This window comes from Amycolatopsis sp. NPDC050768, from assembly GCF_040654155.1.
In the GTDB taxonomy this organism is placed as follows: domain Bacteria; phylum Actinomycetota; class Actinomycetes; order Mycobacteriales; family Pseudonocardiaceae; genus Amycolatopsis.
The window spans coordinates 55198-67745 of sequence record NZ_JBFAHL010000012.1 but is presented as its reverse complement, the minus strand read 5'-3'; the positions used below and the strand labels follow the sequence as shown (position 1 = coordinate 67745).

Annotated in this window: 11 protein-coding genes; 10 read left to right on the top strand and 1 reads right to left on the bottom strand. The window is 67.4% G+C overall.

Annotated features, from left to right (window positions below; all coding sequences use genetic code 11):
- Nucleotides 1–180 precede the first annotated feature (180 nt).
- A complete protein-coding gene (locus AB0H62_RS31220; RefSeq protein ID WP_360589996.1) occupies nt 181–789 on the bottom strand; it encodes an XRE family transcriptional regulator in 609 nt (202 codons plus the stop codon).
- A 259-nt stretch (nt 790–1048) separates the two neighbouring features.
- Here AB0H62_RS31220 and AB0H62_RS31215 point away from each other — a divergent pair, with 259 nt between their 5' ends.
- From AB0H62_RS31215 to AB0H62_RS31170, 10 genes are all read left to right on the top strand, one after another.
- Nucleotides 1049–2044, top strand: coding sequence for a 2-oxoglutarate and iron-dependent oxygenase domain-containing protein (locus AB0H62_RS31215; RefSeq protein ID WP_360589994.1), 996 nt, complete (start codon nt 1049–1051; stop codon nt 2042–2044).
- 56 nt (nt 2045–2100) lie between these two features.
- Entirely contained in the window at nt 2101–3102 is a 1002-nt protein-coding gene (locus tag AB0H62_RS31210; RefSeq protein WP_360589992.1) for a 2-oxoglutarate and iron-dependent oxygenase domain-containing protein, read from the top strand.
- On the top strand, nt 3099–3515 hold the full coding sequence (locus AB0H62_RS31205) for a VOC family protein (protein WP_220239873.1): 417 nt from the start codon (nt 3099–3101) through the stop codon (nt 3513–3515). Before AB0H62_RS31210 ends, AB0H62_RS31205 begins: the two co-directional genes overlap by 4 nt.
- Nucleotides 3512–4267: an SDR family oxidoreductase gene (locus AB0H62_RS31200; RefSeq protein WP_360589991.1), complete on the top strand. Its 756-nt coding sequence runs from the start codon at nt 3512–3514 to the stop codon at nt 4265–4267. Before AB0H62_RS31205 ends, AB0H62_RS31200 begins: the two co-directional genes overlap by 4 nt.
- A gap of 328 nt (nt 4268–4595) precedes the next feature.
- Complete coding sequence (locus tag AB0H62_RS31195) at nt 4596–5513, top strand: sugar ABC transporter substrate-binding protein (protein ID WP_220239875.1); 918 nt, start codon at nt 4596–4598, stop codon at nt 5511–5513.
- Nucleotides 5510–7111: a sugar ABC transporter ATP-binding protein gene (locus tag AB0H62_RS31190; RefSeq protein ID WP_360589988.1), complete on the top strand. Its 1602-nt coding sequence runs from the start codon at nt 5510–5512 to the stop codon at nt 7109–7111. The genes AB0H62_RS31195 and AB0H62_RS31190 overlap by 4 nt, the downstream gene beginning before the upstream one ends.
- A complete protein-coding gene (locus tag AB0H62_RS31185) occupies nt 7108–8130 on the top strand; it encodes an ABC transporter permease (protein WP_360589986.1) in 1023 nt (340 codons plus the stop codon). The genes AB0H62_RS31190 and AB0H62_RS31185 overlap by 4 nt, the downstream gene beginning before the upstream one ends.
- Before the next feature lie 14 nt (nt 8131–8144).
- The gene (locus AB0H62_RS31180) at nt 8145–9494 is read left to right on the top strand and encodes an amidohydrolase family protein (RefSeq protein ID WP_360589984.1); all 1350 of its coding nucleotides are present in this window, start codon (nt 8145–8147) and stop codon (nt 9492–9494) included.
- 10 nt (nt 9495–9504) lie between these two features.
- On the top strand, nt 9505–11025 hold the full coding sequence (locus AB0H62_RS31175; RefSeq protein WP_360589982.1) for an amidase: 1521 nt from the start codon (nt 9505–9507) through the stop codon (nt 11023–11025).
- Nucleotides 11022–12092, top strand: coding sequence for an acetamidase/formamidase family protein (locus tag AB0H62_RS31170; protein ID WP_360589980.1), 1071 nt, complete (start codon nt 11022–11024; stop codon nt 12090–12092). Before AB0H62_RS31175 ends, AB0H62_RS31170 begins: the two co-directional genes overlap by 4 nt.
- The last annotated feature ends 456 nt before the right edge of the window (nt 12093–12548 follow it).

Here is a 12548-nt window from a genome sequence, read left to right as displayed (position 1 = left end):
GGTCCCGCGGCCGGTGGGGTCGTGCTTGTCATTGCCGACATGGGCGGTGATCTCGCCGTCCAACACGGACTCCAGCTGCCGTTCGGTCAGCTGCTGCAGCACGCCGCCCTCACCGGTCAGCGTCAGCCAGCCGGCTTTCGCGCGGCTCATCAGCTGTTACACCGGACGTTTTACAGTCTCCTACCTGGGCGGCCGGCTGCGCTCGGGCTGGTCCGGCCCGAGAGTCGCCGTCGCTTCGAGGCTCTCTTGAATGAGAAGCACACGAAGCGAGCCCTTGTTGAGTTGCCGCCATCGGTGTTTGACGTGGCCGCCGTAGAAGAGGCTCTCGCCGGCACCCAGCTTGAAGGTGCCGTGGCCCTCGACCTCCATCTCGCACCGCCCCGAGGCGACGTAGATCATCTCGCGGGCGGCGTGTGTGTAGTACTCCTCGAACTCACTGGGCCCTGAGCGGTACTCGACCGGCAGGAAGGGCCAGGCTCCGCGGACGAGGAAGCGAGCCATGCCGGTGCTGTGCTCGACCTCCAAGGCCGAGCGTCGCTGGACTCCGCCGAAGTCTTCCGCGCTGCCCAACGCGACCAGCGCGTGTGCCGTAGTGCCGAGCACGTCCGCGATCAGCGTCAGCGTGCGCATGCTCGGGCGCGACAGGCCCCGCTCGATCTTGCTCAGAAACGGATGCGAGAGCCCGGTGGCTCCCTCGACATCCTTCAGGGTCAGCCCGAGCGACTGCCGACGCTCCCGGATCCCGGCGCCCAGGGCGCCGAGCATCCGGTCACTGCGTCCCTGATCCATCTGCTCCTGCTCTCCTCCATGCGAACCCGTCGTCCTGATCATATCGGCGGACGTTCACCGGCTCGCCGTCGCCCATGCAACCAATGTTCCCCACGGGAACAGTTCACCAACGCGAAACACGAGCATACGAAGCCGGTAATAACTGCTGGCCACTGTTCCTCGCAGGAACATTCCGCCCTCGGGCCAGGATCCCCGCGACAGCGTGCGCTGCGCGCAACTCCGCCGGCCCCCTAGCTCAACCGGACAGGAGCTTCCAGACATGAGGCTGCTTGACGTTCCCGTCATCGACATGCACCCGTTCCTCACCGGCGATGCCGAGGCGCGCGCAAAGGTCGCGAGGGAGGTCGACCGCGCGTGCCGCGACATCGGCTTCCTCGTGATCAACGGACACGGCGTCGACCCTGCGCTCATCGAGCGCACCAGGGAGATCTCACGCCAGTTCTTCGACCTCCCCGCGGAGCGGAAGCTGAGCGTGGCCAAGCCGCAGCCCGGCGTCCTGCGCGGCTACCTGGGCGTGGCGGGTGAGTCCATCGGCCGCTCTCGTGACCTCAACGCCAAAGCCGGCGATTTGAACGAAAGCATGCAGATCGGGCCGATCGACGTCCCGCCAGACGACTACGCGTTCGCGCCGGCGGCGGGCCAGCACTTCGCCCGCAACCTCTGGCCTGACGAGCCGGTGGAGTTCCAGAAGATCTGGACCGAGTACTACGAGGCGATGTCGGAGCTGGCGGATGAGCTGATGCGGGCCTTCGCGCTGGCCCTGGGCGAGGAAGAGTCGTACTTCGAGGACAAGCTCGACCGCCACATCAGCAGGCTCCGCGTCCGCAACTACCCCGCGACCGACAACCCGGCAGAGCCCGGCCAGATCCGGGCCGGCGCCCACACCGACTGGGGCAGCCTGACGATCCTGGCCACCGAGGACGCCCCCGGCGGACTCCAGGTCCGCAACGCCGAAGGGGAGTGGCGCGATGTCCCCATTCTCCCGGGCTGCTTCATCGTCAACATCGGCGACCTCATGGCCCGTTGGACCAACGACGAGTGGGTGTCCACCCTCCACCGCGTCGTCAACCCCCCGGCTGAGCAGGCGTCGACGAGCCGGCGGCAGTCGCTGATCTTCTTCCACAACCCCAACTACGACGCAGTGATCGAGTGCATCCCCAGCTGCCTGCCCGAGGGCGCGACGCCCAAGTACCCGACCACCACGTCCGGCGAGCACCTCTTGGAGATGTTCGTTCGCTCCCAGAACGACTACTGAGCACCAGACATCCGAGCCACGTATCCGGCCAGCCAGCCAGAAAGTGAGTGAGCACGATGACGCTTCTTGACGTTCCCCTGATCGATCTCAGCGGATTCCGCGATGGAGACGAGGCCACCCGCCGGCGCATCGCCGACGAGGTCGGGCGGGCCTGCCGGGACATCGGTTTCCTGGTCATCAAGGGGCACGGCGTGGCCCCGGAGAAGATCAAGACCGCCTACGAGACGAGCCTGGAGTTCTTCGCACAGGACGTGTCCGCCAAGGCCGCGGCCGGCCGGCCCGACCCCTCGCACATCCGCGGCTACATCGGGCTCGGTGTGGAGTCGCTGGCGCAGCTCGACAACATGGCCGCTCCGCCGGACATCAAGGAGCTCTTCGACGTCGGGCCGTCCGATGTGCCTGCCGACGCTTACCACGAGGCCGGTGGTGCGGCGTTCGCTCCGAACGTGTGGCCGGAGACGCCGAGCGCGATGAAGCCGGTCCTGACCGACATGTTCGACACCATGACGGGTACCGCTCAGCTGCTCAGCCAGGTCTTTGCGATGGCGCTAGACCTCGAGCCCGACTACTTCCTCCCGAAGATCGACAAGCACACCAGCATCATGCGCGTGAACTACTACCCCTCTCAGGAGGAGCAGCCACTGCCGGGACAGATGCGGGTGGGCCAGCACACCGACTACACCGCGTTCACGGTCCTGTGGCAGGAAGCGGTCGACTCCGGAGGCCTGCAGGTGCTCAACAAGGCCGGTGAGTGGGTCGATGTTCCGGTCATCCCGGACTCCTTGGTGGTCAACATCGGCGACTCCCTCGCGCGGTGGACCAACGACAGCTGGGTCTCCACCATGCACCGCGTCGTCAACCCCGAGCGCACCGTCGTTCCCACCAACAGGCGCATCTCGATCGTCATGTTCTTCCAGCCCAACTACGACGCGGTCATCGAGTGCATCCCCACCTGCCAGGGCCCGGACCGGCCGGCGAAGTACGCCCCGATCAAGAACGGCGAGTACCTCGCCGCCAAGTTCGCTCAGCAGCAGATCGACGAGGAGGAGATCGCGTGACCACCACCACGAGCGCCGGCGTCCTGAACTGGGTCAACGTCTTCGCCAAGAATCTTGAGGACCTGCCCAGGTTCTACGCCGAGCTGTTCGGCCTGAGTGAGGTCGAGCAGATGCGCAACAACGTCTTCCGCGGCTTCTCCACCGGCGCGAGCGGCCTGGGGTTCCTCTCCCCGGAGGTTTACGACCTGCTTCACCTGGAACCCCTGCGCGAGACCCAAGGCGCCGGCTTCCTGCTCAACTTCGAGACCGGCTCTCACGACGAGGTCCACCTGCTGATCGACTCCGCCGTCGCCGCGGGCGCCACCCTGGTCAAGGAGCCCTACGAGACCTCCTACGGCTGGTACCAGGCCGTGCTGACCGATCCGGAGGGCAACGTGTTCCGGATCAACCACATCTTCGGGAGCGTGACGTGACCGGTCGCATGACCGGTGCGGTCGCCATCGTCACCGGGACCGCACACCCCAACGGTATCGGCGCGGCCACGGCCCGCCGGCTCGCCGAGGAGGGTGCCAAGGTGCTGATGACCGACCTGCTCGGTGAGGTCGGGAAGCGGACCGCGGCCGAACTCACCGGCCGCGGCCTCGAAGTCAGCTTCGTGATCCACGACGTCACCTCCGAGGCCGCGTGGCAGGAGACTCTGCAGACATGCCGGTCGACCTACGGCGAGCCGACCGTGCTCTTCAACAACGCGGGCGTCTTCAACGGCACGCCGATCACGGAGGAGGACATGCCGGGCTGGAGCCGCACCATCGCCGCGAACCTGACCAGTGTGTTCCTCGGAATGCGCACCGTCATCCCGGCGATGATCGCCAACGGCGGTGGCTCGATCGTCAACACCTCCTCGATCTGGGGGCTCGTCGGCGCCGAAGGTGGCGCGGCCTATCACGCCAGCAAGGGCGGCGTCACGGTACTGACCAAGCATGCCGCGATGGCACACGTCCGCGACGACATCCGCGTGAACTCGGTCCACCCCGGAGGAATCGACACCGTAATCATGGAGCAGTCCGGAAAGGACAACGCCGACCAGGTGGCCGCCCGTACGCCGATGGGTCGACTGGGCAAGCCCGAAGAGATCGCGGAGGCGGTCCTCTTCCTGTCCTCCCCGGGAGCTTCCTACGTCACGGGCACCGCGTTCGCCGTCGATGGCGGATACACCGCCCTGTGAACCACCGATAGCGCTCGCGCCGGCCGCCGCCCTTGGCACCGATGAGCGGCGCGAGCCCCGCACACAAAGCCTCGGCCCGACGAGGGCCGGCGCGCACCTCTGAGCGCCATCACACCGTCGAGACGCGACTCCTCAGCGAGCGAAAGGTCCATCAGCCATGCCCATAATCACTGGATCGAAAAGCCGGCCGACGACTCGACCTCGTTGCCGCCCGATCGCTGCGGCGATCATCGGATCGCTCTCCGCCTTCAGCCTCGTGGCCTGCGGGGCGTCGAGCTCCGCAGGGTCTTCGGACTCCGGTGCGAACGGTGGCTCCTCGAGTGGTGCGGTGGCCTTCTTCACCGACGGCCTCGGCAACTCCTACCTCCAGTCGGCGACGAACGCCGCCAAGGCGCTGGCCGCGAAGGACGGCGTCAAGATGGACGTCTTCAGCGCCGACTTCGACTCCGGCAAGCAACTGACTCAGATCCAGGACGCCGTCTCCAGCGGCAAGTACAAGGCCTTGGTTGTCGAGGCCATCGACGGGCAGTCGGTGTGCAGAGCGCTGACCGACGCCGCCCAGCACCTGATCGTCTCCATCTACAACACACCGATCTGCGGCCACGTGCAGGATCTGTACTCGCCCGGCACCATCGGATTCTTCGGACGCCTGGAATCCGAGACAGGTCGGCTCTTCGCCGGTTATCTGCACAAGGCGCTCCCCAACGGCGGCAAGGTCGCCTATCTTCCGGGGCCGGCCAGCAGCTCGATCGTCCAGCTGACCACCCAGAGCTTCCTCGACGAGCTCAAGAAGTATCCGAACCTCGACCTGGTCGCCACCGTCCCAGGCAACTGGGACGGAGCCACCGGCCTCGCGGCCACCCAGGACATCATGCAGGCCCACCCCGACATCAACGGGATCGTCTTCGGCGACGACAACACCGCCACACCCTCGATGAAGTGGCTCATCGACACCGGAAAGCTGGGCGACATCAAGGTCGTCTCGCTCGCCGGAGCCGCCAACGTGGTCGACATGGTCAAGGCCGGGCAGGTCTACGCCGACATCGCCGGCCTACCCGTGGAAGAAGCCACCCGCGCACTCCAAGCCGCCATCCAGACCATGCGAGGTCAGAAGATCGACGTTCCCGGCTTCGATCTCACGACGAAGGTCTACAACGTCCTCAAGGACCCGATGTTCCACGGTGGAGACCCGGTCATCACCAAGGCCAACGCCGCCGGCTTCAAGTCGACCTGGAGCGTGGGATGAGCATCGCCCGTCCCGATCTGGGCGCCGTCCCGGGCGTGAAGCACGCCCGGGACGGGAGCGAACGCGCGCCGGAGTGCAGGGTGCTCGCGGCGGTGGACCTGCACAAGGCCTACCCGGGCATCAAGGCTGTCGACGGCGTGACGCTCACGCTTCGCGCCGGGACGGTGCACGGTCTCGTCGGGGCCAACGGTGCGGGGAAGTCGACGCTGCTCAAGATGCTCACCGGCGTGGTCAAACCCGATGCCGGCTCGCTCGTCCTCGACGAACACCAGGTGCACCTGCACGGTCCTCACCACGCCAGGAAGCTCGGCATCGCCGCTGTGCACCAAGAGCCCAGCCTCGTCCCCGGTCTGGACCCGGTGGCCAACGTCTTCCTGGGCCGGCAGATGCACGTCCTGGGCATCCGCAGACGGCGCATGATGGTGTCCGCCTTCAATCAGGTGTGCACCGACCTGGGGCTGGACGTGCCCACCACCGGCGCCAGCTTGGGCTTGCCGGTCGCCGTGCAGCAGCAGATCGAGATCATCCGTGCGCTCCAGCAAGAGTCCCGCGTCCTGGTCCTGGATGAGCCCACCGCCGCGCTGGGCGCCGAGGAGCGCCTCAAGCTCCACGCCATCATCAGACTGCTTCGCTCCCGGGGAACCGCGGTCCTGCTCATCAGCCACCACCTCGAGGAGGTGCTCGAGCTCGGCGACGAGATCACCGTCCTGCGGGCCGGCGCAGTCGTGGCCCACGGTAGGGCATCGACCTTCACCACGGACTCCTTGACCACAGCCATGGTGGGCCGCGCCGTCAACGCTGTGACTCGCAACCGCTCACACCCACCGGACAGCACCAAACCCGCTCCGGCATTGGAGGTGCGTGACATCGTGACACCAGGCCGGCTGCGCATCGACCACCTCTGCATCCGCCCCGGCGAGATCGTGGGCCTGGTCGGGCTGGTGGGCTCTGGACGTACTCGTCTGCTGCGAACCATCGCAGGACTGGAGCCTGTCCTCGGCGGGGAGATGCGCGTGGACGGGCGCGCCACGGCCTGGCCCAGCACGCCACGCCAGGCACTCACCCAAGGGATAGCTCTCGCACCCGAAGACAGGCGCACGCAGGGCTTGATCCTGCGTCAACTGTCCTGGACCAACATAACCGTCAGCACCATCACGCGGCCCGCGCGGTGCGGCCTCGTCAGACGTAAGCGCGCCTACGCCGCAGCCGCCGACTGTGGTGCCGCAGTCAGCCTCCCTGCCCACCGTCTCAAAGCGGCGGCCGGCACCCTCTCCGGCGGGAACCAGCAGAAGGTCGTCCTGGCGAAGCTTCTCCACGCCCGCCCGCGCGTCCTCATGGTCGATGAGCCCATGCGCGGCATCGACGTCGGCGCCAAAGACGAGATCTTCCGCGTCGTCGAAGCCGCCGCCGCCGAGGGCACCGCGGTCCTGATCGCCTCGGAGGAGACCGAAGACCTCCTCGGCTTCTGCGACCGCGTCCTGGTCATGCGACACGGCCGGATCGTCGCGACCTCCTCCGGTGCCGAAGGCCGCGAGCAAGCGTACGCAGCCATGCTGCTCGAACCCACTCCCATCGCCGTAGAGGAGGGAGCCTCATGAACTCCCTGAACACCATCCGCTTCGCCGGCCGCCGCTACGGCATCGTCCTCGCCCTCATCGTGATGGTCGTGATCGCCAGCCGGCAAAGCAGCTTCCTGACCGCCGGCAACCTGGTCAACATCAGCGACCAGTGGACCCCCATCGCCGTCATGGCGCTCGGCATGACCTTCTGCCTCATCAGCGGCGGCTTCGACCTTTCCGTCGGAGCCACCTACGCGCTCGCAGCGACCGTCAGCTCCGCGCTCGCCCTCCACCACCCCCCGCTCCTCGCCATCGTCATCACCCTCGCGATCGCCGGGGTCATCGGTCTGGCCAACGGCCTCATGGTCACCAAGCTCGCCATCAACCCCCTGATCGCCACCCTCGGCAGCTCACAGATCGTCGGTGGCGCTGCCCTGCTGTACTCCGGCGGAGCGACCTACTCCGTCCACGACGGCCTCCTCGCCGACCTCGGCTCCGGCCGCATCGGCGGCTCGTTCCCGGTCAGCGCCATCGTCCTGGCCGGTTTCACCCTGGTGGCAACGATCGTTCTCGCCTTCAGCACCTACGGCCAAGACCTCTACGCCACCGGAGGCAACAACACAGCCAGCTACATCTCCGGGATCCGGACCGATCGCACCCGCACGCTGACCTACGTCATCACCGGCCTGACCGCAGGAGTAGCCGGCGTTCTCTACGTCGGCCGGGTCGGCTCGGGACAGGCCAACATCGGCACCGGCATCGAGTTGCAGGTCATCGCCGCCGCGCTCATCGGCGGCGTCTCGCTCATCGGCGGACAGGGCCGAGTCTGGCAAGCCCTTACCGGCGTGGCGATCCTGGCCGTGCTCCAGAACTTCTTCAACCAGGCAAGCATCAACGCCTACTGGCAATCCATCGTCCAGGGCTGCGTCATCGTCGCTGCGGTCGGCTTCGACGCCTTCAGCCGCGGCGAGTCCCTCACCGGTCTCCGGCACCGATTCGCCCGAATCCGCTACAACCACCGCGCGGGGTCGCTCCCCGAACCCGCCGAGACACCCTGAGGGCCCGCGGAAACATGAGCTGTCACGACGACCACGACACGATCGACAACACCGTCTATGACCTGGTCATCAAGTCCGCCCGCGTCGTAACCGGCGAGACCCCGATCGACATCGGGATCTCCCGGGGAGTCGTGTGTCGCCTGGCACCCGATCTCGCAGGCCGGGCAGCACTCGACGCCGGCGGCAACTTGGTGACACCCGGATTCGTCGACACCCACCTGCACCTCGACAAGTCCCGGTTGATGCCACGCTACCGCCACTTCGACGGCACGCTCGCCTCTGCCATCACCGAGACCGCGGAGCTGAAGAAGGGCTTCACCGAAGACGACGTCTACCAACGAGCAGAGCAGACACTCCGCGACTGCGTCACCCACGGCACCACCCGCATCCGCACCCAGGTCGAGGTCGACGACGTCGTCTCCTTGAAATCCTTCCACGCCATCAACGCACTCGCCGATGACTGGCGCGACTATGTCGACGTCGAGGTCTGCGTTTTCGCTCAAGAAGGTCTCACCCAGTCCGAGGAGACCAAGGCGCTCCTCGACGCTGCTTTGGCACAAGGTGCTCCAGTCCTCGGCGGTGCGCCGTACGCCGACGTGGACCCGCTCGGCCAGCTCGACTGGATTTTCGAGCGGGCACAGCACTTCGAGGTCCCCATCGACCTCCATCTCGACCTCGCCGAGACCACCGGCGGCATGCTCATCGAGGAGGTCTGCCGGCGCACCATCCAGCACGGGATGCAGGGCAGGGTGACGGTGGGGCACGTCACGCAGCTCAGTTTTGTGACGCCGGAACGCTTCGCCGAACTCACGGCGCTGGCCGTTGACGCCGACCTCGCCTTCACCGTGCTGCCGGCCACCGATCTGTTCCTCATGGGCAGGGCAACCAGCCACTCCAAGCCCCGCGGGGTGCTCGATATGAAATCCCTCATAGGCAACGGCTTGCGCTGTTCCGTGGCAACCAACAACGTCCTGAACGCCTTCACTCCCTATGGGGATGGGTCACTGATCCGGATGGCCAACCTCTACGCCAACATCACCCATCTGTCGGGGGAGGGCCTCGAGCAGGCTTTCTCACTGGTGACCGATGGCGCGGCCCGGGTGGTCGACCCCGGCAGCGCGGCAAGCCTGGTCGAAGGAGCGCCGGCAGATCTGATCTGTCTGCCGACCGACAGCGGGGCCAATGCGGTCGCCACCATCTCCGAGCCCTTGTGGGGCCTCAAGCACGGACGGCTCACCTTCACCCGGCTCCGGCCCGTACTCCAGACCCCACCCAACTTCGACACCGTCAAGCGAGGCACCGTTGATACACAGCACCCCCCGTTCTCCTCAGGACGGTCTGATGCGGGCGTTCTGGAGTTATGAACGTGCGCTCATGGACAACGATCTGGCCGGCTTGGATCGGCTCTTCGCTCCCGGCGACGCAACGCTTCGAGGCGATGCGGCCGGATTGCTGGTCGGTCACCACCAGATCAGCTCGTTCCGAGCCGGACGTGGCGGTGCAGCACGCCGCTACATCGTCGACGTCCACGTACGGCCGATCGACGAAAACCATGCGATGGTCGTGGCCGTCACGCAGTTCAAAGCCGGGGGACAGGGCCAGCAGACTCAGTTGTGGCAACGCATCGACGGGGAGTGGCAGGTGACCGTCGCCCACGTCCATCAACCGGCGCCGGCCGTTGACTCGAGGATCTGGCGCATCGTCGGCGATCCGTTGGTCGTTCGCGCGGACGGAAGCGAGAACGGGCCGCTTGCCGGCGAGTCGGTGGCGATCAAGGACATCTTCGACGTCCGCGGGTTTCCGGTCGGGGCGGGCAACCCCGCCAGACTCGCGCAGGCCTCGCCGGCGCAGGTGAACGCTCCGGCCGTGCAGCGGCTCCTCGACGCCGGTGCCTCCCTTAAGGGGATCGCCCAGACCGACGAGTTCGCCTACTCCATCGCCGGAGACAACCACCACTACGGCACCCCGCCGAACCCCCGAGCGCCGCATCGACGCTCGGGAGGCTCGACGAGCGGGCCCGCGAGTGCGGTGAGCCTTGGGCAGGCAACCGTGGGTCTCGGGTCGGACACAGCCGGCTCCGTCCGCGTGCCGGCCTCCTACCAAGGCCTTTACGGCCTTCGCACGACGCACGGCGCCGTGTCGGTCGAGGGCATGATGCCGCTGGCGCCCACCTTCGACACCGTCGGGTGGCTGGCTCGCGACGCCGAGACTCTGGCGCGCGTCGGCAGCGTGCTGTTGCCACCACGCCAGATGAGCAGTCAGACGCAGGATCAGGCGAGCGGAGACACGACCTACGTCGTTGCCGCCGCGCTCATCGATCAGGCGGAGTCCAACGTTGCTGCTGCGGTCCTCGGCGCCATGCCGAGCCGCACTCGGATCGACGATGAATGGCGGCCACCACTCGATGTCTGGAGCGATGCTTTCCGCACCCTGCAGGCGTTCCAGGCATGGCAGTCACACGGCGACTGGATCCAAGGGCGAGAAGAGCATCTCGGCGCCGACGTGCGCGACCGATTCGCCTACGCCCGTACTGTCACTTCCGAGGGAGCCTCGCGTGCGGCCGAGGTGGTCTCCTCGGCTCGGACCGAGATCCGAGAGAATCTCGCCGACCGGGTCCTGATCCTGCCGACGACCCCCACCGTGGCCCCGCTCGGGCACGCCGAGATCCAGCCTGTGCGTCAAGCAACTCTCCGGCTCACCTGCCTTGCCTCGATAGCGGGCGCACCCGCGTTGAGCATCCCTCTGAGAACCAGAGAGGGACTGCCGTGCGGGCTTTGTCTGGTCGCTTCTCCCGGCCGCGACCACGATCTCTTGCGCCTCGCACAGTCGGCAGACTTCTCCACCGCCGTCGTCGGTGCGACGAAGGGCCAATCGCCGGCGGGCTCGGCGCGATGACCGGGCAGTTGATGCCGGCGCTGCAGCCCGGCATGGGGCCGATCCGGGCGGCGGCATACCTGCCGAGCACGCTCGACCACGTCCTGTGGGGCCGTCTGCCGTGCGCCACCGACAGCCCTGTGCTCACGGTCGACAGCGGCTCCAGCGTCACCTTCGACACGATCAGCCACGAGGGCATCCTCGAGGACCAGGGGCGTGACCCGAAAGCGTTCTTCGGCGAGTACGACGTCGCCGAGGTGCTCGAAGACGCGATCGCGCTCGCGGCCGGCGGCCCCGCAGGGGAGCCCGACCACACGTTCGGTGTCGACGGGCCGCACGTGGTGTCCCGGCCGGTCGCGGTCAGCGGCGCGCTGCCCGGGGACCTGCTGGCGATCACGGTCGAGGAGACCCTGCCCCGCGTGCCCTACGGCGTGGTCAGCAACCGCCACGCGAAGGGTGCGCTCCCCGACACCTACCCGCTCGACGACCAGCAGGTGCACAGCGTCTTCACCCCCGTCGTCGACGGGAAGGGCGTCATCGGGCCGGCCCGCTTCGACCTCGCCCCGTTCCTCGGGATCATGGGCGTCGCGGTGGCCGGCGACCGACGGCCTCACAGCGTCCCCCCGGGGCCACACGGCGGCAACCTCGACATCCGGCTGCTCACCACCGGCGCCACCCTGTACCTGCCGGTGCAGGTCGACGGGGCCCTCGCGTACGTGGGCGACCCCCACTTCGCCCAGGGCGACGGCGAGGTCAGCCTCACCGCACTCGAGGCCAGCCTGCGCGCCACCGTGCGCTTCGACGTGATCCCGCACGAGAGCGCCGTACGGGACTTCGGCGACCTCGTGGCCCCGATCGCGGAGACAGCGGAGTTCCTCATCCCCACCGGCCTCGACGAGGATCTCGACGTCGCGATGCAGAGCGCCGTGCGGGCCGCGATCGCCCTGCTCGGCATTCGCTACAGCATGGACGCACCCACCGCGTACGCCTACCTGTCGGCCGCCACCGACTTTCGCATCTCCCAGGTCGTCGACGTCGTCAAGGGCGTTCACGCCACCATCCGGAAGGCGGACTTCCCCGGCACGTGAGGGCCATCGCGAGCGGAGACTCTGGGCCAGGCAATTTTCGCTGGGAGGAAACAAGATCGCGCCAACGGTGCGTAGGTGCGTAGGTGCGTAGGCAGGAAGCGGTCGCAGGGGGAAGGTCGCTCAGTGCTCTCGACGGTGATACCGGCTTGCGCTGGACCAGGTCGTTCGACGAACTGTGGCTAGCGCGGCCACCAGCGTCGCCGGGCCAGCGCCGCCGCGTGCCGGCTCTTCGGTGCTGCGGTTCCGCGTACCCGTCGGCGGACTGACCCGTCGGCCGCATGTGGGGTCGGATCGCTCAGGTGGTGAGTGCGAGTTGAGGGATGCGAAGGATGCTCTTGTAGTACGGCTGGGCATTCGGTGGGAACGCGTCGATCGAGCGCTGAAGTTCGTCAGCAGTTCGTGTGCGGCCCGGGCCAAGCGAGTCCGGTCCGGTTCGGACAGTGAGCCGGTGGATGC